This window comes from Bradyrhizobium sp. LCT2 (assembly GCF_009931255.1).
Taxonomy (GTDB): domain Bacteria; phylum Pseudomonadota; class Alphaproteobacteria; order Rhizobiales; family Xanthobacteraceae; genus Bradyrhizobium; species Bradyrhizobium diazoefficiens.
On record NZ_CP034432.1, the window covers coordinates 589316 to 608670 of the forward strand.

Sequence of the window (19355 nt, forward strand, 5' to 3'; positions counted from 1 at the left end):
GCGCAACCGGACAGGCAAGCGAGAGATGCAGACGAACAGGAAAGCCATCGCAGCCGCGATCGCCGGCAATGCCCTGGAGTGGTACGACTTCACGGTGTTCGCCCTGATGACACCGGTCATCAAGAACCTGTTCTTCCCGGTCGACCCGAAAATTCCGGGCAGTGAGATCAACGCACTGCTGCTGACCACCGCGCTGTTCGGCACCGGCTTCTTCATGCGGCCGATCGGCGGCCTCGTGCTCGGCTATTTCGGCGATCGCAAGGGGCGGAAGGCGGCGATGACGCTCGGCATGGGCATCATGGCTGTGTCGGTCGCGCTGTTGGCGTTGACGCCGACCTACGCCACGGCCGGCATTGCGGCGCCGCTGATCGTGCTGCTGGCGCGGCTGTTGCAGGGCTTTTCGGTCGGCGGCGAGTTCGGCACCTCGACCGCCTATCTGATCGAAGCGGCGCCTCCCGGCCGCACCGGCTTCTATGGCTCGTGGCAGATCGCCGGCCAGCTCATGGCCAACGTGCTCGGCGCAGTGTTGGGCGCCGCACTGACGCTGGCGTTCACGCAGGAGCAGCTTGCCGCCGGCGCGTGGCGCATTCCCTTCTTCGTCGGCCTCGTGATCGTTCCGATCCTGCTCTATATGCGCGCCAGCGTCATCGAGCCCGAAGCTTCCCGGCGCAGCATGGCGACGGTGCACAAGGACAACTTCATCGCCGCGCTGAAGAATCCCGGCCGCAATTTCCTGATCGGCATGGGCATGGTGGTGGCGAGCGCCGTGTCGTTCTACGTCACCTTCGGCTACACCGTGACCTACGCCAAGGAGGTGCTGAAGCTGCCGCTGATGCAGAGCTTCCTGGTGCAGATGATCGCGGCAATCGTGATGGTGATCGTCGTGCCGATCGCGGGCGCCGTCTCCGACCGCTATCCGCGCCGGCCGCTGTTGCTGGTCTCGCTGATCGGCTATTTCGTCTCGCTCTACCCGCTCTATGCCTGGGTGATCTCCGAGCCGTCGATCGCAAGGCTCCTGGTCGCCCAAATCGTCATCGGCTTCTTCAGCGCCTTCTTCCTCGGCGTCTACTGCACCACGCTGGTCGAGCTGTTCCCGATCCGCGTCCGCTCGACCGCGCTCGCGATCGTCAACAATGTCGCGGTGCTGGTGTTCGGCGGCTTTGCCCAGTTCTTCGTGACCTGGCTGATCGCGCTCACCGGCTCCCCGCTGGCGCCGATCTTCTATGTCATGATCGGCGTCGGCCTCGGGCTGATCGCGGTGATCGCGATGCGGCCGGAGGACGCCGAGCGGGAGCAGGTCCCGGACGGCGTCGTCGAACAGGCATCGTGAAGCCGCTCAAAACTCCAGCGGCGCGTTGTCGACGACCTCTTTCATCACGAAGAAGGTGCGGGTCTGGCGCACCCCCGGCAGCGCGATGAGCTGTTCGCCATGGATGCGGTTGAAATCCTCCATGTCGCCGACGCGGATCTTGAGGAAATAGTCGAAGTCGCCGGCGACGAGGTGGCAGTCGAGCACGAATTTCAGTTTTGCGATCGCCTGCTCGAAGATGGCAAAGCTTTCCGGCGTCGAACGGTCCAGCACGACGCCGACCATGACCAGCGTCCCCTTCGCCACCTTCTTCGGCGCGATCATGGCGCGGACGGCAGCGATGAAGCCGTCCTCGAACAGGCGCTGCGTGCGGCGATGGCAGGTGGCGGGGCTGATCGCAACGGTTTCGGCCAGCTCGGCATTGCTGAGCCGGCCGTTATTTTGAAGCAATCTCAATATCTTAAGGTCGGTTCGATCGAGCCGAAGCGGCATGGAAGAAGCTTCCGATGCTGGATGATTTTCTGAAAGAAATATTAGTCAAAATGCCAATCTTCGCAAGATATCATGCAATATCGGTGCAGCATTCGAGAGCACATTCCTTACCACATATGCTAGTCGCTGCGGCCAGCTCAACACCAATCGAGATGACCTGACCATGCTGGAAAAATTCGCGCGCTATCCGCTGACCTTCGGCCCGACGCCCATCGAGAAGCTGGAGCGGCTGTCGAAACATCTCGGCGGCAATGTCGAGATCTATGCCAAGCGCGAGGACTGCAATTCCGGCCTCGCCTATGGCGGCAACAAGCTGCGCAAGCTCGAATACATCATCCCGGACGCGATCGCCTCGAACGCCGACACGCTGGTCTCGATCGGCGGCGTGCAGTCCAACCACACCCGCATGATCGCCGCCGTCGCCGCCAAGATCGGCATGAAGTGCCGCCTGGTGCAGGAAGCCTGGGTGCCGCACGAGGACGCCGTCTACGACCGCGTCGGCAACATCATGCTCTCGCGCATCATGGGCGCCGACGTGCGCCTGGTCGACGACGGCTTCGACATCGGCATCCGCAAGAGCTGGGAGCAGGCGATCGAGGAAGTGAAGGCCGCGGGCGGCAAGCCTTACGCGATTCCCGCCGGCGCCTCCGTGCACAAATATGGCGGGCTCGGCTATGTCGGCTTCGCCGAGGAAGTGCGTAAGCAGGAAGCCGAGCTCGGCTTCAAGTTCGACTACATCGTGGTCTGCACCGTCACCGGCTCGACCCATGCCGGCATGCTGGTCGGCTTCGCCGCCGACGGCCGCGCGCGAAAGGTGATCGGCATCGACGGGTCGTTCACCCCGGCGCAGACCAAGGCGCAGGTGCTCTCGATCGCCCAGAACACGGCCAAGCTCGTCGAGCTCGGCAAGGACATCGTCGCAGACGACGTCGTGCTGATCGAGGACTACGCCTATCCCGCCTATGGCGTGCCGTCGGAAGAGACCAAGGAGGCGATCCGCCTCACCGCGCGTCTCGAAGCCATGATCACCGACCCCGTCTACGAGGGCAAGTCGATGCAGGGCCTGATCGACCTCACGCAGAAAGGCTATTTCGAGAAGGGCGCGAAGGTCCTCTACGCGCATCTCGGCGGTGCCCCGGCGCTCAACGGCTACGGCTACGCGTTCCGGAACGGCTAGTGCGTCGGTGCCGTAAGACGGCGCGCGCCTCCTCGCTGGTCTCGTCCTGGCGAAAGCCAGGACCCATTACCCCGACTGCCAATTGTTGAAACACACTGAGGCTGTCGGCGTGCCGTTTCCCACGGCCTGTGGTTATGGATCCCGGATCTGCGCGCGCTTTGGGCGCGCTTGTCCGGGATGACGGTGGAGATATTAGCTCACCCCTACCGCGTCCGCACGATCTGCAGCAGCTCGTCGCCATAATGCTCGAGCTTCTTGTCGCCGATGCCGGGCACGTTGCGGAGTTCGTCCAGCGTGGTCGGCCAGGCCCGCACGATGCCGTCAATGGTGGCGTCGTGCAGCACGACATAGGCCGGCACGCCGCGCTCGCGCGCGATCTCCGAACGCCAGGACCGGAGCCGCGCGCGCAATTCGGGATCGACATCGCCTTGCGGGGCGCTGGCGGCAGGCGCAAGATCGCCGCGGCGGGATTTTGCGCGGCTGGAACGGGCGCGGGTGCCGGGCGCCTCCTCACGCAGCCACACCTCTGTCTCGCCGCGTAGCACGCCGCGCGCGGCCTCCGTCAGCTTCAGTGCGCCATAAGCTTCGCTGTCGCTCTGCAAATGGCCCATCGCCACGAGCTGCCGCAGCACCGTGCGCCACTGCTTTTCGTTGAGCTCGCGCCCGATGCCGAATACCGACAGCTTGTCGTGGCCGAACTGCGTGACCTTCTCGGTCAGGCGACCGATCAGCACGTCGATCAGGTGCATCGCGCCGAAACGCTGGCCGGTACGATAGACGCAGGACAAGAGCTTTTGCGCCAGCACCTTGCCGTCGCGCATCTTCGGCGGCGTCAGGCAGTTGTCGCAATTACCGCAGGTTTCACCGTGCACGATCTCGCCGAAATAGGCGAGCAGCCGCCTGCGCCGGCACTGCGCGGTCTCGGCGAGCCCGACCAGCGCGTCGAGCTTGCCGATCGACACGCGCTTGAAATCGTCGGAACCGCTGGACTCGTCGATCATGCGGCGTTGCTGCACGATGTCGGAGAGGCCGTAGGCCATCCATGCCGCGGACGGCTTGCCATCGCGGCCGGCGCGTCCCGTCTCCTGGTAATAGGCCTCGATGCTCTTGGGCAGATCGAGATGCGCGACGAAGCGCACGTCGGGCTTGTCGATGCCCATGCCGAAGGCGATGGTCGCCACGATGACGATGCCGTCCTCGTTGAGGAAGCGGTCCTGGTTGCGCGAGCGCACGCTACTGTCGAGCCCGGCGTGATAGGGCAGCGCGGCGATGCCGGCATCATCGAGCGCGGCGGCGACCTCCTCGACCCGGTTGCGCGACAGGCAGTAGACCACGCCGGCGTCACCCGCATGGCGCTCCCGGATGAACTCCTTGAGCTGCGACACCGCATTGCGCTTGTCGACGATCTCGTAACGGATATTGGGGCGGTCGAAGCTCGAGACGAATTGCGGACTGCCCCCAAGCTTGAGCCGTTCAACGATCTCCTTCCGCGTCAATTCGTCGGCGGTCGCGGTCAGCGCGATGCGCGGCACCTCGGGAAAGCGCTCGGCGATGATGGAGAGGCCGACATATTCGGGGCGGAAGTCGTGGCCCCATTGCGAGACGCAGTGCGCCTCGTCGATCGCGAACAGCGCCACCTTGGCCTGCGCCAGCATCGACAGGCAGCGCGGCGTCACCAGTCGTTCCGGCGCGACATAGAGCAGGTCGAGATCGCCCGCGATCAGGCGGCGCTCGATGTCGGAGGCCTCCTGCGGCGTCAGCGACGAGTTCAGCGCGGCGGCGTTGACCCCGGCCTCGAGCAGGCCGGCAACCTGGTCGCGCATCAGCGCAATCAAGGGCGAGACCACGATGCCGCAGCCTTCGCGCAGCAACGACGGCAGCTGGTAGCACAGCGACTTGCCGCCGCCGGTCGGCATCAACACGAGGCAATTGCCGCCATCGGTGACATGCCGGATGATCTCGCCCTGCGCGCCGCGGAACCCCGGCAGGCCGAACACCGAATGCAGCACCGACAGCGCGTCGCGGCCGTTGGCCGGCGCGGGCAGCGGAGCAGTGGAAGGGACGTTCATGGGTGTGTCGGAGGCCGTGGGATTCGTCACAAGGCCAGTCGCATGGCTGCGCGGGCGTGGCAAGACGATTTGACGCTTGCGCCGCTGCTTCTTCTCCCTCTCCCCGCTCTTACGGGGAGAGAGTTGGGGTGAGGGGCCTCTTTCCACGGATGAGACTGTTGCGGGACCTGTACCCCCTCACCCGGATCGCAAGAGCGATCCGACCTCTCCCCGCAAGCGGGGCGAGGTAAGAGAGCTACGCCCCGATTCGTCGCAGCGCCTCCGCGACGGTTACGATCGGCATGTCGCGCTTGCCGGCCGCCTCCAGCGCATGGCGCATCAGGTGCGGCGTGCAGCCATAGGGGCTCGGCGCGTTCACGACGTCATGGCCGTAGAAGATGAGCCATCCGCCGCTTGCGACCGCCTCGTCGAAATAGCGATCGACGCCCGCCCTATCGATCTCGCAATCGACCAACGGCGAGGCGCGCAGGAACTGGAGGTCGATGACATCGCGATTGACGCCGGGCAGAATGCCGCGCGCCGAGCGGAAGGTTCTCGCGAGCTGCGGCTTGCGCCAGACCGAGGCGAGGCCGTACGGATAGGCGAAATTCTCCAGCGCGATCGAGGAATCGATTTCGCGGAGATGGCTGCGGTTTCGTTCGATCTCGCGGGTCATGGCGGCCTCGCCGAGATTGACCGCGCTCTGATGCGAAAAGGTATGGCAGGCGATCTCGTGGCCGGCATGGTGAAGCCGCACGATCGCGTCGTTCGACAGCCCATGCCAATGATCCGACGGCCGGCCAATCAGGCTGCCAGCGATGTAGTAGGTGCCGCGGCCACCATGCGCTTCGAGAAGCGAAGCACCCTCGCCGGCGGCACTATCGGGGGCATCGTCGAAGGTGAAGCTCACCATCGGCGCGTGCGCGGGCAGCCGGTGCGGCGCGGCACGGAAATGCCGGGCCAGCCGATTGCTCACGCGTCCCTGGAGTGCCGACCACACGACCGCATTTCCTGTTTGCCCCGCCCCCTTCAGTGAAGCATTCGTACGCTGCCGGAAGCAAGCTTCACACTTCGTTAGTCCTAACGTGAAGCGTCCCGACCTAGCGCGCAAGGACCGACGCATCGGCGTCCGCGCCGAGATATTGCAGCCAGTTACGGAATAGCGCCGCCGCCGCGCTGCCGGCGGCGATATCGGCGCGCAAATTCAGCGCGGGAAGCTCGTTGCTGAGCGCTGGATGGCGCTGGTGCCTCGCCTGCTTCTCGAAGCGCACAAGCTTCTCTTCCGTCGCTGCGTCAAAATAGCTCACCGGCAGGTGCGGATAATTGTCACGCTCGCGCACGAGGTAGCGGCCGACGTCGCGCAGATATTCGCGCTGGAGCGACAATGCGTCATATTCGGGGTGGCCCTGGAAGAACACGAAGCGGCTGGCATATTGGCGGACGAAGACGTCGACACCAGCCAGTGCCGAGCGGGTCAAGACCTGATAACCGGCCTGCTCGAGGTCGCTCTCGACGATCTCGTTCAGGCGCGAATGCGAAACCTTGAGCGGCGCAGGCAGGGCATGCGTCAGCGGATCACCCGTAACGGCCTCGCAGTCGAAGATGCCGTGACACTTGGCCGGTAGCCGTCGCCGCGCGATGCCGTCGAGGTGCAGCACCGCGGCGTGCGCGGCGAGGCATGACCAGATCGTCGAGCGCGTGTTGGTCCTCGCCCAGTCGACCAGATCGGTGAGGTCGCGCCAGTACGGCTCCTGGTCGAGCTCGGGCGCGACCGGCTCGGCGCCGGTCACGATCAGCCCGTCGAATCGCTGACGCTTGAGATCCGCGAGATCGGAATATTCGCTCTCGACGTGCCATTTCGCTTCGGGCGAGCGCTTGACCGAGGGCAGCGAGAAGCAGTGGAAGCGGATGCGGCGCGGGCCGGCGGCGGCCTGGAGCAGCTTCATGAACTGCCGCTCAGTCGCCTTCAGCGCCGGATCAGGCATGTTGTTGATCAGCCCGATGGTGAGCTCGGCGCCGGCATGATCGCGCGCCAGATCGCCCTCAGCCGGCACCAGCGCCGGGCTCGACATACCGTGATCCCTGTCGATCAGGATCGTCATCGGGGCCGTCGCCTACTCCGCGGCCTGGAGGCGCGACGACGGACAGGCTTTTTCCAACGCCTGGTCGATGTCCTCGATGATATCGGCAGCATGCTCGATGCCGATGGACAGGCGGATCGTCTCCGGCAGAACGCCGGCGAGGCGCTGCTGCTCCGCCGACATCTGCCGGTGCGTGGTCGAAGCCGGATGGCAGGCCAGCGACTTCGCGTCGCCGATATTGACGAGGCGCGTGATCAGCTTCAGCGCATCGTAGAAGGTCTTGCCGGCTTCCATGCCGCCCTTGATGCCGAAGGTGAACAGCGAGGAGGCATTGCCGTCGAGATATTTCTGGACCAGCGGATAGTAGGGGCTGTCCGGGAAACCCGTGTAGTTGACCCAGGCGACGCGCGGGTCAGTACGCAGGAATTCGGCGACCTTGCGCGCGTTCTCGACGTGGCGCTCCATGCGCAGCGCCACGGTCTCGATGCCCTGGAGCAGCAGGAAGGCGTTGAACGGCGACAGCACCGAACCCATGGTGCGCTGATAGACGCTGCGCGCGCGCTCGATATAGGCGGTCTTGCCGAAGCGCTCGGCATAGACGAGTCCGTGATAGGACGCGTCCGGCTTGTTGTAGGCGGGGAAGCGGTCGGCGTATTTCGCCCACGGAAAATTTCCGGAATCGACGATGGCGCCGCCCAGCGTGGTGCCGTGGCCACCCAGGAACTTGGTCAGCGAATGCACGGCGATGTCGGCGCCGTAGTCGAACGGCTTGAGCAGGATCGGGGTTGCGACCGTGTTGTCGACGATCAGCGGCACGCCATGGGCATGCGCGATCTTCGCCAATGCCTCGATGTCGCAGACATTGCCGGCAGGATTGCCGATGGTCTCGGCGAACACCGCACGGGTGTTCTCGTCGATCAGCTTCTCGATCGCATCCGGCTTGTCGCTCTCGGCGAAGCGGCCCGTGATGCCCTGGCGCGGCAGAATGTGCGAGAGCAGCGTGTGCGTGGTGCCGTAGAGCTGCGGCACGGACACGATGTTGCCGCCGTGATCGGCGACGTTGACGAAGGCGAAATGCAGCGCCGCCTGGCCGGTCGCGACCGCAAGCGCGCCGACGCCGCCTTCGAGCTGGCTGATACGCTTCTCCAGCACCGCGCTGGTCGGATTGGCGATGCGGCTGTAACGGAAACCCTCGGCCTCGAGATTGAAGAGCGCCGCGCCGTGATCGGCGCTGTCGAAGGCGTAGGCCGCGGTCTGGTAGATCGGCACGGCAACCGCATGCGTGGTGGCTTCGGGCTCATAGCCGGCGTGAATAGCGATCGTCTCGTTGCGCATCGTGCCACCTCCGCGTGGAGCGGGCCGCACTTATTGGCCTGTATGAGGCACGTGCGTTGTCCGCCGTCCTCGTGTTAGAGGCGGGTGGTAAAGCGAGCAATAATTCGCCTAGAGATCGAGGAAGTAACCCTAACGGTTATTGGTGAATTGGCTAAAATTCGAATCAAATTGGATTAACGAATTCGTACGCCTAGGCGCGACTCGCTTCCCATCGCGGATGCAAAGCATCGGCGTTCTCAAGGGACGGCGGCCGAAGGCCGCCAGTGCCACCCTCTCCCACAGGGAGCGAGGGCGGCACTGTCAACGCGGCGGCAACTCGCGAGCGCTCAGTCCATCGTCTCCCATAGGCGATGGGCGAGCACGCCGGCACGCTTCTCGATCGCCGCCGCGGCATCGAGCGCGAGATCCTCGCGGTAGCGCCCGGTGATGAGCTGCACGCCGATCGGCTTGCCCTCGTGCAAGGCCACCGGCACCACCGCGCCCGGCAGGCCCAGCACGTTGATCGCGGAGATGAAGCGTATCCCGCCCCAGAACACCTCCTGCACGCGCTCGGCGCTGATGGTGTCGTCGCGCGGGCCCGGCGTCGGACTGACCGTGGTCGGCGCCAGCACGACCGGGTAGTCCTCGAAGAACAGCTGCCAGGCGCGGATGTGGCCGTTGCGCGCGGCCGTCGCCTGCATCCAGGCCTTGAGATCGAGCACATTGGCCTTGGCCTTCATGCCGTTCCACGCTTTGTGGAAATCCTCGGACGTGACCTTCAGCATCGCGGCCTCCTGCATCACCATCGTCTCGTTGGTGATGATGTCGCACCAGGTCTGCCAGACGCCGTTGATGTCGGGCACCTCGACCTCGCTGACGCGATAGCCGGAACGCTCGAGGTGATCGGCGGCCTGGCGCAGCGCCGCGGCGACGGCCGGATCGACGTCCATGTCGTCGGGGATCTTCGCCAGCGCGACCTTGATCGGTCCCTTCGGCCTCTCGCCGACCAGCGGCGCCGGCACCCACCAGGGATCGCGCGGATCGCGCTGACTCATCACCTCCAGCGCAAGGCGAACGTCGGCGACGTGGCGGGCCAGCGGCCCTTGCGCCGACATCAGATGCGCCAGCATCGGCCGCTCGGCCGTTGCGCTTCCGTTGAAGGCGGGGATGCGGCCCTGCGTCGGCTTGATGGTGGCAACGCCGTTGCAATGTGCCGGCCAGCGCAGCGAGCCGCCGATGTCGTTGCCATGGGCGATCGTGCCGATACCGGCGGCCACCGCCGACCCCGCGCCACCCGAGGAGCCGCCGCAGGTGATATCAGGGTCCCAGGGGTTCAGCGTCAGCCCATGCAGGGGATTGTCGGTGAAGCCGCGGAAGGAGAATTCCGGCGTGTTGGTGAGACCGATGACGATCGCGCCGGCCTTCTTCAGGTTACGGACAACAGGCGCATCCGACGGCGCGATGTAATCCTTGTTGGCGGGCACGCCGTTGAAGTTCGGCCGGCCTTCGTAATCGACGTTTTCCTTGATGGTGATGGGCACGCCGTGCAGGAGGCCGAGCTCGCCGCCCTTGGCGCGCTGCTTGTCGGCCGCATGCGCAGCCTTCAGCGCTTCCTTGCTGAGATCGACAACGACCGCGTTCAGCCTGGGATTGACCGCGCGCATCCGATCCAGATGCGCCTCGACGGTCTCGACAGCGGAGATTGCGCCGCTGCGGATCGCGGCCGCGGTATCGACCGCAGACCATTGCCAGACCGGTCCCCTGGGACGGCGCGCCGTGGCCGATTTGCGCGGGGCGGCCTTCTTGACTGATTTCTTCGCAGCTTTCGCGACGGCACCCTTGCGGGCGGTGGCTTTCTTGCTCGAGGTCTTCGTTACTTTCCTTGAAACACTTTTCTTCTTGCTCGCCGTCTTCTTCGCCACGCCGCATCTCCTGAAATTGCGCCGCGGAGGTTATGGAGATCACGCGACCGTGTACAGGCGCGTTTCTGCATGGCGCGTTGTCGCGACGCTCTGTCACGGCCCCGGAGCCAGGGACGCCCGTGAACCTTTGCGCCCGCTGTCTTGACCCATATATTGGTTGAATTGTGGAACAGACTACCGCTGAGATTGCGGCATAACGACCAGGTTTTTTGACGCAGCTATTTTGACATCGGCAGATTGGAGCATTTTCCATGCTCACAGAATTCGACGCCGGATACGGCGAGCAACCCTTTCGCGATCTGTGCGCCAACTACCCCGGCGCTGAAGCCTACGATCCCCACGACTTCCGCATCGAATGGGGGCCCATCTTTCACCGCGGCCGGCTGGACGGATCGGCGCGTGTGCTCATCGTCGGCCAGGATCCCGCCCAGCACGAGACCATCGTACGCCGAATCCTGGTCGGCACCGCGGGCCGCCGGACCCAGGGCTTTCTGGCCAAGCTCGGCATCGTGCAGAGCTATGTGATGGTGAACACCTTCCTGTACAGCGTTTACGGCCAGAGCGGCGGCTCAAAGCACAAGAACGAGCCGGGCATCGTCGACTATCGCAACAAATGGTTCAAGGCCGTGCTGGGCCCCGGCAACATCGAGGCTGTCGTCTCGCTCGGCGGCCTCGCGGACGAGGCCTGGAAAGCCTGGCTCAAGAGCTCCGACGGCGCGGCCTACAAGACCCTCGCGTATCAGCACATCACGCACCCGACCTGGCCGGAGAGCTCCGCGCATGATTCCGCGACGCAGGCGGCGAATACCAAGATCATGCTGGCCAAGTGGAATGCCGCCCTCGCTGCGCTGGCGCCTGAGGTCAAGCATCCCGACGTGCCGACAACACTCGTGCCATACGGCGACACCTTCAAGCCGTCCGAACTCGTCGACATCATCGCAAAAGATCTTCCGGCGGGACTGCCGGCCTGGATGCGTGGAGATACGCCGTGGGCCGTGCGCCAGGGCGTTGACGCGGCAGCCAAGCGGCGCACCATCATGATCACCATTCCCGATGGGGTGATTCCATGAGCCCGGCCGCAAACCCGAAGCGATGGGCGCTGACCGGCCGGATCGTGACGATGGCCACTGAGGGCGACTTCATCAAGAACGGGACGATCTTCATCGAGGACAATCGGATCGCCGCGATCCTGCCCAAAGGACAGCCGGCCCCGGCAGGCTTCGAGGCCGTCGATCCGGTCGTGACCGGCGGCACCATCTATCCCGGCCTGATCGAGCTGCACAATCACCTCAGCTACAACGTCCTGCCGCTCTGGCGCGTGCCGCAGCTCTTTGGCAATCGCGACCAGTGGCAGAATGCCAAATCGTACAAGACGTCCGTGACCGGTCCGATGAGCGCGATCGCCCTTGCCGACGACGGCTCGCTGCTGCCGGCCCTGGTTCGCTATGTCGAAGCCAAATGCCTGGTCGCGGGAACGACGACGAGCCAGGGGATCACGCTGTCGAACTGGAGCGGCACGATCCACAAATATTACAAGGGCGCGCTGCGCGCCGCCGAGATCGGGAGCCCGCCCGATCTTCCGCGGGCACACTCCAAGATTCCCGACATCGATGCCGAGGATTGGGCGAAGTTCGACAACGAGCTGAAATCGTCGGCGTGTTTCCTGCTCCACTTAAGCGAGGGCATCGATCCCAAGGCGCATAGCCACTTCCTGGCGCTGCGCAATTCCGCGGGAGATTGGGCGATCGAGCCGTCGCTGGCCGGCATTCATTGCACGGCGCTCGATGCGACCGACTTCGGAACGATGGCCCAGCACCAGGCCAAGGTCGTCTGGTCGCCCCTGAGCAACCTGCTGCTCTATGGCAGGACGACCGATGTCGCCGCAGCGCGCGCCGCAGGCCTCACCATCGCGCTGGGCTCGGATTGGTCGCCGTCCGGCAGCAAGAACCTGCTGGGCGAGCTGAAGGCGGCGAAGGTCGTATCCGCGCATTTCAATCTCGGCTTCAGCGATTACGATATCGTCGCGATGGCAACGCGCAATCCGGCCGCGATCCTGAAGTGGGACTCAAAGCTGGGAACCATCGCCAAGGGCAAGTTCGCCGATCTCCTCGTCGTGAAGGGTGTCACCGGCGATCCTTACGCCCACCTGATCAAATCGCGCGAGCAGGATATCGTCCTGGTCACGATCGGCGGGCGAGCGCGCTATGGGACCAAGAAGGCCATGCAGCAGGCAGGCGGAAGCGGCGAGGCCCTCAAAGTCGGCAGGAGTGCGCGGGTGATCGATTTCACCTCGCCCGACCAGGATCCGGGGATCGAGAAGATCACGCTGTCGGAAGCAACGACACGATTGAGTGCCGCGCTCGGCAATCTCGGCACGTTGCAGCCGCACAGCATCGCGATGTCGGCCGCGATCGCGAGCGGAACGGTGTCACGAACCGGATGGCGTCTCGCGCTGGACGAGCAGTTCGGCAACAACGTCCAATTGCGCCCGCGGCTGGCATATAACGGCATCCGGACCGGTCCGGATTTGGCAGCTGTCGCAGCAGCCGCCGAGCCGCTGCATCCGATCAAGCTGGATGGCCTCACGGTGGCCGACGATCCCGTCTTCATCGACACGCTGAAGAGCGAACCCAACCTTCCGCAGGGGCTAGGCGCAGCGATCGCCGCCTTCTATTAGCTATCCGTCACACCAGCGGTGGATTGAGCCGCGCAAAACCCTCCTGGATGCGATAGGGGTAATAGGGATAGGGCGGCATCACGGCGCTCGCCTCGTCGAGACGCTTGATCTGATCCGCGCCCAGCGACCAGCCGACCGCACCGAGATTGTCGCGCAGCTGCGCCTCATCACGGGAACCGATGATCACGGAAGAGACGGTGGGGCGCGACAGCAACCAGGCGATCGCGACCTGCGGCACGGTGCGGCCGGTCTCGGCGGCAATCGCATCCAGCACGTCGACGATCGCGTAAAGCCGCTGCTCGTCCACGGGCGGGCCGAATTGCGCGGTGGCGTGCAGGCGGCTCTGTTGCGGCAGCGGTTGGCCGCGCCGGATCTTTCCGGTCAGCCGCCCCCAACCGAGCGGGCTCCAGACCAGCGCGCCGACGCCCTGATCGCGCGCGAGCGGCATCAGCTCCCACTCATAGTCGCGGCCGAGCAGCGAGTAATAGACCTGGTGCGCGACATAGCGCGGCCAGCCGTGCCGGTCCGCGATGGCGAGCGACTTCATCAGCTGCCAGCCCGCGAAATTGGAAACGCCGACATAGCGCAGCTTGCCGGCACGCACGAGCGTATCGAGGGTGGACAGCACCTCCTCGATCGGTGTGAACGCGTCGAACGCGTGAAGCTGAAGGAGGTCGATGGTGTCGGTGCCGAGCCGTTGCAGCGCTGCGTCGACCGCAGTCAGCAACCGCTGCCGCGATGAGCCGGCATCGAGCGGGCCATCGCCCATCGGCAGGCTCATCTTGGTCGAGATCAGCACCTTGTCGCGGCGGCCCTTGATCGCAGCGCCGAGAATCTCCTCGGAGGCACCGTTCGAATAGACGTCGGCACTGTCGAACAAATTGACGCCGGCATCGAGGCAGATGTCGACCAGCCTGCGCGCTTCCTCCGTGCCGCTGCGGCCCCAGGCAGAGAATAACGGGCCTTGGCCGCCGAAAGTGCCGGTGCCGAAGCTGAGGACGGGAACCTTCAGTCCGGAAGCGCCGAGATTGCGGTATTCCATGATCGCGCTCCTATTCCGCCGGGCACGCTGCGACGGCGACCGCGGTACGGTCGAGCCGGAGGCTCCACAACGCCAGCACGAGGCCGATCGCGGTGATTCCGGCCGCCACCAGCGGCAACGCGGAGAGGTCGAGCCCGCGATCGATGGTGACACCGCCGGCCCAGGCCCCCAGCGCGTTGCCGAGATTGAACGCAGCGATGTTGAGGCTGGAGGCGAGCGTGCGGCCGCTCGGGCCGGCGGCTTCCAGCACGCGAAGCTGGAGCGGCGCGACGGTTGCGAAGGCGGCGATGCCGAGCAGCAGGATCAACGCGACAGCGGGGATCTTGACCGACAGCACCGCGGCAAGGCCGAGCAGCACGATGGCGAGCGCGGCAAGAGTGCCGATCAGGGCCCGCGCCAGGCCGCGGTCGGCGAGCTTGCCGCCCGCGACGTTGCCGATCGCAAGACCCGCGCCGAACACCAGCAGGATCGGCGACACCGCTTCCTCCGAAAAACCGGTGAAGCGCGTCAGGATGGGCTGGATATAGGTGAAGACGACGAACAGGCCGGCAAAGCCGAACACGGTCATGGCGAGGCCGAGCAGCACCTGCGGACGGCCGAGCACCGCGAGCTCTTCAGCCAGCGAGATCGGCTTGTCGCCATTGCCGACATGGCCGGGCACGAACGCGGCGACCACGGCGAAGGCAATCACGCCGATCACCGTTACCGCCCAGAACGCCGCGCGCCAGCCGAGCATCAGGCCGAACCAGGCGCCGAGGGGCACGCCCAGCAGCGTTGCGACCGTGAGGCCGATGAACATGGTAGCGATCGCCGAGGCGCGCTTGTCCTCGGCGACGAGGCCGGTGGCCACGACCGAGCCGACGCCGAAGAACGTGCCGTGGGCCAGCGAGGTCAGCACCCGCGCCGCCATCAGCAATTCGTAGTTCGGCGCCAGCGCGCAGGCGGCATTGCCGAGCGTGAAGATCGCCATCAGCGCCAGCAATACGGTTTTGCGCGGCATCCGCCGCGTCGCCAGCGTCAGAACCGGCGCGCCGACGAACACACCCAGCGCATAGCCGGAGATGAGGAGGCCCGCGATCGGCACGGAGACATGCATGTCGGCGGCGACCTGGAGCAGCAGGCCCATGATGATGAATTCGGTGGTGCCGATGCCGAAGGCACCGGCGGTGAGCGCAAGGACGGCGGGAGGCATGCGGGACTCCAATGGATGGCACGAGCCACGCAGATAGCCGCGCTGCAGCAAAAGCATTAGGATGTCCGCAATCCAATCATTTGTGACGTGAATTCAACATGGCCCGTTTCGACACCAACCGCTCCGCCGAGATGGAGGTTTTCGTCCGCGTCGTCGACCTGGGCGGGTTCACCCAGGCCGCGCGAAAACTGCGCCTGACGCCGTCGGGCGTCAGCAAGCTGATCTCGCGGCTGGAGGTACGGCTCGGCTCGCGGCTGATCAACCGCACCACGCGCAAGCTCACGCTGACGGAGGAAGGCCAGGCCTTCTACCAGCGCGCCGTGCGCATTCTCGCCGAGATGGAGGAGGCCGAGCGCGAGGCGGCCTCAGGCGCCGCGCCGCGCGGCCGCCTGGCGGTGAACAGCAACATCCCTTTCGGCATGCTGCATCTGATGCCGCTGATCCCGCGCTTCCTCGAACAGCATCCCGACGTCACGCTTGATCTCGTGCTGACCGACACGCTGATCGACCTGATGCAGGAGCGCGCTGACGTCGCCATCCGCGTCGGCCCGTTGCGCGCCTCACGCCTCGTCGCGCGAAAACTCGGCACCAGCCGCATGGTCGTGGTCGGCGCGCCGAATTATCTCGCGCACGCGGGCACACCAAAGACACCAGCGGATCTCGCCGATCACCGCGGCATCGGCTGGACCTTTCCGCGCTCGATCCGCGCCTGGCCCTTCAAGCGCGGCGAGCACACCGAGGAAGCCATGCCGCCGCCGGCCGCCCGTGCCAGCGACGGCGAAGCCGCCCGCCGCCTCGCGCTCGGCGGCGTGGGCCTCGCCCGCCTCGCCCTCTTCCACATCGGCCCCGACATCGAATCAGGCCGCCTCGTCCCGGTCTTGCAGAACTACAATCCCGGCGACCGCGAAGACATCCACGCTGTCTATGTCGGCCACACCGCGCCGCTCCCGGCGCGCGTCCGCGCGTTCATCGATTTTCTGGCGGAGCACGTGCGGGTGAGCGACCCCGCGCTGAAGCGCGCGGGGGACGGGAAATGGAGGGTGATGGAAATCCAGCGGACGCGTCCTATTCCTTGAGCTAAGCCTCACGTCAGCGTCGCATCGGAGCTCGACCTGGTCCGGCTCATTGCTCCACTGTCCTTTCCGCATTGATGCGAGGGACTGGCTGGTATGTTCTGCATTCGCGCTCTCGTCGCAAGGATCCCGTGATGATAACTGTCCGGAACCGGCTGCAACGTGAAGCGGGCTCCAGTGTCCGCGGCATGTTTCCGAAACCCGCCGACGCGGCCTTTCGCTAGACCCTTTCGATTGAACCAGACTCCCCCGAGGACCTCAGATGCATCCCACCGACTTGCCCGGCCAACCCGGCATCGTTCCTCCCGGAGCGATCGGCCACAATCGCGGCGTTGTCGGTCGCAACTTCGCGTTCATGCCGCCGGAAGGCGTGTTGAAGAGCCGGCTTCCGGCGTGGAAATCCACAACCGTGCGCTTTCTGGCGGCGCCTTCGCTCGGCGCCGGTTTTGCCCAATATATGCTGGAAATCGAGCCCGCGGGCGGTACGGCCCAGCCGATCTGTGTGGACCTGCAGCACTTCTTCTATGTTGTGGCAGGAGGCGTGGACGTGACCATCGGCTCCGACCCGCCAGTGGAGCTTGCTGTCGGCGCCTTTGTCTATGTACCGCCCGGCGTATCCTTCACGATGTCCTGCCATCCCACCGCGCCTGCCCGCATCATCGCCGTCAAGAAGCGTTATGAGAAGGCCGAGGGCATCGCCACCCCGACGGCGATCATCGGTCAACAACAATCCATGCCGATGACGAACCATACCGGGCTGCAGGGCCGCGGGTTCAAGCACCTGCTGCCAATGGGCGACCTGCGGTTCGACTTTGAGATGAACCTGATGTTTTTCCAGCCCGGCGTCTGCTTCCCGGCCGTCGAAACGCACATCATGGAGCACGGATTGTTCATGCTGGAGGGGCAAGGCCTGTATTATCTCGGCAATAGCTGGCACGAAATCTGGGTTGATGATTTCATCTGGATGGGATCGTTCTGTCCGCAGCAATTCTATCCCACCGGCCTGAACCACTCGGTTTATCTGCTGTACAAGAACGTCAACCGGGACGTCGTCCTCTGACGATGGCCGATGAGCGCCGGCAAGACGGGGCGAAGCGAACAAGCTTCGGGGATCTTCAGCCTGACGCCTGAGACGTGTCGCGCGCGCCCGCCGGCAGAGCGGCAGTGATGATGATCTCGATCATATCGCCATCGGGCATGACCGACTGCACGAACGAGCGCACCGGCCCATAACCCGCCGGCATCCAGCTCGCCCAGGCCTCGTCGAAGGCTGGCTTGTTGTCGTGGTCGGTCACCACGATCTCAGCCTTGACGATGCGCGTACGGTCCAGACCCGCATCCTTCAGATAAGTATCGATGACGCCCAAGGCGCCCAGCGTCTGTATGCGAACGTCCTGGGTGCGATCAGGTGAAACCGCCACCGCCCACAGCAACCCGCCGCCGCCCGGCATATGATATGTTGTTACCGCTGACTTGCTGGGCAGATTCCTGTTCGGGATGCGCGTGATGTCGTTTGCATTCATTCTGGGCTCTTGGGCTTGGAGGAGATTCTCGCGATGACGCCTGAGGCCTAACAGCTATCGCGCTCGAAATAGTTCGGAATCGTTGCTTGCCGCACAAAATCGTGGGATGGCGGAGGGTGTCAGTCAATCCCCGTTGAAAGATACAGCACTCTCGACATTCCGAGACTGGCTCCGTCTCCTTCAGCTTTGCGTGGCCGTTTCTTCGATCGACGGCTCCATCAAGGCATAGTGCGCGATGCCGGCGGCAATGAGCCTGCAGAAGTTTATGGTAACGCGACCGTAGAAGGCGCCCGCCCCGGGTTCCGAGGATGCGAACCGATAGGAGGCGCCGAGACCGCGAGCGATCTCCAACAATCCCATGATCTCATGGTGCACCAGCGCCGAATGAATGCCGACCAGCTGCAGCAGCAGGGCCTGAATGCCAGGGTTGCTCATGACGGTCTTGCTCCGACGGGCGGCAGCGGCAGGAATTGCGCGAGATAGGCGCTCCTCCATTGATACGGCGTGTCGCCCGCGAAGCGCTTGAACACCGTCGTGAAATGAGCCTGCGTCTGGAACCCGACGGTCAAGGCGATGTCGACGAGCGAGACGTCAGCTTGTTGCAGCAATTCCTGGGCCCGCTCGATCCGCCGCTTCAGCAAATACTCGTGCGGCCTGATGCCGACGGCCGCCCGGAACTGCGCCGCGAAGTGCATCCGGCTAAGGCCGGCAACGGCGGCCAGATGCTCCAAGGTCACCTTCGCGGCCAGATTGTCGTCGACATACTGCATGACGCGCTTGAGGCGCCATTTCTGCAACGACCGCACCGCCCGGCAAACCCGGCCTTCATGATCACCCTCGGCCGACTCGGGCTGGCCTTGTCCGGCCACCGTCCGCCGGCTTGCCTTGCGGGTCAGAATGGCCAGACGCAGCGCATCGACAAGGATGGCAGAATGGGGATGGTGCATGGCTTTGGTGGCCGCGAGCGCATCCGCGAGGCGCTGCATCACCGGATCCGTGAATCCTTCCGCGCCCGTCTCCCGATCGACCTCCGAGGAGGCGCACGCAAGCCGTTTCGCGGACACCCTGAAGCTCGGCTCGCTATCGGCAGATCCCCGCACGTCCGGCGCAGGCGGCTCGATGGCCAGCGCAACATCCAGATGAACGAGGGAGAGCGTCATGGCCTCCTCGCCGGAGCGCCGTGAACGTCTCGATGACCGCAGCCGCCCACGTTCGATTGACGAGACGTCGATTGCGGCGGCGACATGGTCCTTGGCATTTTGCGGGTGTGACATCTGCAGCGACATCGTCGAACTCCTTGTTCCATTTCGCATCGGCAATGTCTGACGACTTGTCCGAATGCGATGGGAGCAGAGTAGTTCGGCGATCCGCGCGCTCCATTCTACGCGCGGGTGCATGGATAAGGTCTCGGGTTAACTGCGTCATACCTAGGTATGATCGCGGTACAGCCACTGGGCGGGAGTGCGAGCGGAACACCCCGTCCGCAGCTACGGACGCACGAGGCC

The 19355-nt window shown here is 64.8% G+C and carries 17 protein-coding genes; 6 read left to right on the forward strand and 11 right to left on the reverse strand.

What is annotated here, in order from left to right:
- The first annotated feature begins 25 nt into the window (after window positions 1-25).
- Complete coding sequence (locus EI171_RS03595; RefSeq protein ID WP_161532615.1) at window positions 26-1330, forward strand: citrate-proton symporter; 1305 nt, start codon at window positions 26-28, stop codon at window positions 1328-1330.
- Window positions 1331-1336: 6 nt separating this feature from the next.
- Here EI171_RS03595 and EI171_RS03600 read toward each other — a convergent pair whose 3' ends face one another.
- The gene (locus EI171_RS03600) at window positions 1337-1801 is read right to left on the reverse strand and encodes an Lrp/AsnC family transcriptional regulator (protein ID WP_011083072.1); all 465 of its coding nucleotides are present in this window, start codon (window positions 1799-1801) and stop codon (window positions 1337-1339) included.
- 163 nt (window positions 1802-1964) lie between these two features.
- Here EI171_RS03600 and EI171_RS03605 point away from each other — a divergent pair, with 163 nt between their 5' ends.
- Window positions 1965-2978 carry a 1-aminocyclopropane-1-carboxylate deaminase gene (locus tag EI171_RS03605; protein WP_011083073.1) on the forward strand — a complete coding sequence of 338 codons (1014 nt, stop codon included), beginning with the start codon at window positions 1965-1967 and terminating at the stop codon, window positions 2976-2978.
- A 203-nt stretch (window positions 2979-3181) separates the two neighbouring features.
- On the opposite strand, the gene recQ is transcribed toward EI171_RS03605, so the two are convergent.
- The 5 genes from recQ to EI171_RS03630 all read right to left on the reverse strand — a co-directional run bounded on the left by recQ (window position 3182) and on the right by EI171_RS03630 (window position 10343).
- Window positions 3182-5047, reverse strand: a complete 1866-nt coding sequence (recQ, locus tag EI171_RS03610; RefSeq protein WP_161532616.1) for a DNA helicase RecQ — start codon at window positions 5045-5047, stop codon at window positions 3182-3184.
- A gap of 235 nt (window positions 5048-5282) precedes the next feature.
- Window positions 5283-6026 (reverse strand): polysaccharide deacetylase family protein, encoded by a 744-nt coding sequence (locus EI171_RS03615; RefSeq protein WP_038966663.1) that lies wholly within the window; start codon window positions 6024-6026, stop codon window positions 5283-5285.
- Window positions 6027-6126: 100 nt separating this feature from the next.
- Window positions 6127-7128, reverse strand: coding sequence for a homoserine O-succinyltransferase (locus tag EI171_RS03620; protein ID WP_011083076.1), 1002 nt, complete (start codon window positions 7126-7128; stop codon window positions 6127-6129).
- A gap of 12 nt (window positions 7129-7140) precedes the next feature.
- Complete coding sequence (locus EI171_RS03625; protein ID WP_011083077.1) at window positions 7141-8442, reverse strand: O-acetylhomoserine aminocarboxypropyltransferase/cysteine synthase family protein; 1302 nt, start codon at window positions 8440-8442, stop codon at window positions 7141-7143.
- A gap of 326 nt (window positions 8443-8768) precedes the next feature.
- Complete coding sequence (locus EI171_RS03630) at window positions 8769-10343, reverse strand: amidase family protein (RefSeq protein WP_161532617.1); 1575 nt, start codon at window positions 10341-10343, stop codon at window positions 8769-8771.
- 251 nt (window positions 10344-10594) lie between these two features.
- Between EI171_RS03630 and EI171_RS03635 the strand changes: the two genes are divergently transcribed.
- Together EI171_RS03635 and EI171_RS03640 are read left to right on the forward strand one after the other, a co-directional pair.
- A complete protein-coding gene (locus EI171_RS03635) occupies window positions 10595-11413 on the forward strand; it encodes a uracil-DNA glycosylase (RefSeq protein ID WP_161532618.1) in 819 nt (272 codons plus the stop codon).
- Window positions 11410-13020 (forward strand): amidohydrolase family protein, encoded by a 1611-nt coding sequence (locus tag EI171_RS03640; RefSeq protein WP_161532619.1) that lies wholly within the window; start codon window positions 11410-11412, stop codon window positions 13018-13020. Before EI171_RS03635 ends, EI171_RS03640 begins: the two co-directional genes overlap by 4 nt.
- Before the next feature lie 7 nt (window positions 13021-13027).
- Here EI171_RS03640 and EI171_RS03645 read toward each other — a convergent pair whose 3' ends face one another.
- Window positions 13028-14062 (reverse strand): aldo/keto reductase, encoded by a 1035-nt coding sequence (locus tag EI171_RS03645; protein ID WP_060909825.1) that lies wholly within the window; start codon window positions 14060-14062, stop codon window positions 13028-13030.
- A 10-nt stretch (window positions 14063-14072) separates the two neighbouring features.
- Window positions 14073-15254: an MFS transporter gene (locus EI171_RS03650; RefSeq protein WP_161532620.1), complete on the reverse strand. Its 1182-nt coding sequence runs from the start codon at window positions 15252-15254 to the stop codon at window positions 14073-14075.
- A gap of 98 nt (window positions 15255-15352) precedes the next feature.
- Here EI171_RS03650 and EI171_RS03655 point away from each other — a divergent pair, with 98 nt between their 5' ends.
- On the forward strand, window positions 15353-16330 hold the full coding sequence (locus tag EI171_RS03655; protein ID WP_161532621.1) for a LysR family transcriptional regulator: 978 nt from the start codon (window positions 15353-15355) through the stop codon (window positions 16328-16330).
- A 259-nt stretch (window positions 16331-16589) separates the two neighbouring features.
- Window positions 16590-17387, forward strand: a complete 798-nt coding sequence (gene allE / locus EI171_RS03660) for a (S)-ureidoglycine aminohydrolase (protein ID WP_161532622.1) — start codon at window positions 16590-16592, stop codon at window positions 17385-17387.
- 55 nt (window positions 17388-17442) lie between these two features.
- Here allE and EI171_RS03665 read toward each other — a convergent pair whose 3' ends face one another.
- The 3 genes from EI171_RS03665 to EI171_RS03675 form a co-directional block, all read right to left on the reverse strand.
- A complete protein-coding gene (locus EI171_RS03665) occupies window positions 17443-17850 on the reverse strand; it encodes a RidA family protein (protein WP_161532623.1) in 408 nt (135 codons plus the stop codon).
- A gap of 180 nt (window positions 17851-18030) precedes the next feature.
- The gene (locus EI171_RS03670) at window positions 18031-18285 is read right to left on the reverse strand and encodes a hypothetical protein (protein ID WP_011083087.1); all 255 of its coding nucleotides are present in this window, start codon (window positions 18283-18285) and stop codon (window positions 18031-18033) included.
- Complete coding sequence (locus EI171_RS03675) at window positions 18282-19136, reverse strand: helix-turn-helix domain-containing protein (protein WP_028175262.1); 855 nt, start codon at window positions 19134-19136, stop codon at window positions 18282-18284. Before EI171_RS03675 ends, EI171_RS03670 begins: the two co-directional genes overlap by 4 nt.
- Window positions 19137-19355: the final 219 nt, after the last annotated feature.

Bases quoted from the DNA above. Each gene is read 5' to 3' on its own strand.
- EI171_RS03595 (WP_161532615.1), top strand. From the start codon at position 26: ATGCAGACGAACAGGAAAGCCATCGCAGCCGCGATCGCCGGCAATGCC.
- EI171_RS03600 (WP_011083072.1), bottom strand. From the start codon at position 1,801: ATGCCGCTTCGGCTCGATCGAACCGACCTTAAGATATTGAGATTGCTT.
- EI171_RS03605 (WP_011083073.1), top strand. From the start codon at position 1,965: ATGCTGGAAAAATTCGCGCGCTATCCGCTGACCTTCGGCCCGACGCCC.
- recQ (WP_161532616.1), bottom strand. From the start codon at position 5,047: ATGAACGTCCCTTCCACTGCTCCGCTGCCCGCGCCGGCCAACGGCCGC.
- EI171_RS03620 (WP_011083076.1), bottom strand. From the start codon at position 7,128: ATGACGATCCTGATCGACAGGGATCACGGTATGTCGAGCCCGGCGCTG.
- EI171_RS03625 (WP_011083077.1), bottom strand. From the start codon at position 8,442: ATGCGCAACGAGACGATCGCTATTCACGCCGGCTATGAGCCCGAAGCC.
- EI171_RS03635 (WP_161532618.1), top strand. From the start codon at position 10,595: ATGCTCACAGAATTCGACGCCGGATACGGCGAGCAACCCTTTCGCGAT.
- EI171_RS03640 (WP_161532619.1), top strand. From the start codon at position 11,410: ATGAGCCCGGCCGCAAACCCGAAGCGATGGGCGCTGACCGGCCGGATC.
- EI171_RS03645 (WP_060909825.1), bottom strand. From the start codon at position 14,062: ATGGAATACCGCAATCTCGGCGCTTCCGGACTGAAGGTTCCCGTCCTC.
- EI171_RS03650 (WP_161532620.1), bottom strand. From the start codon at position 15,254: ATGCCTCCCGCCGTCCTTGCGCTCACCGCCGGTGCCTTCGGCATCGGC.
- EI171_RS03655 (WP_161532621.1), top strand. From the start codon at position 15,353: ATGGCCCGTTTCGACACCAACCGCTCCGCCGAGATGGAGGTTTTCGTC.
- allE (WP_161532622.1), top strand. From the start codon at position 16,590: ATGCATCCCACCGACTTGCCCGGCCAACCCGGCATCGTTCCTCCCGGA.
- EI171_RS03665 (WP_161532623.1), bottom strand. From the start codon at position 17,850: ATGAATGCAAACGACATCACGCGCATCCCGAACAGGAATCTGCCCAGC.
- EI171_RS03670 (WP_011083087.1), bottom strand. From the start codon at position 18,285: ATGAGCAACCCTGGCATTCAGGCCCTGCTGCTGCAGCTGGTCGGCATT.
- EI171_RS03675 (WP_028175262.1), bottom strand. From the start codon at position 19,136: ATGTCGCTGCAGATGTCACACCCGCAAAATGCCAAGGACCATGTCGCC.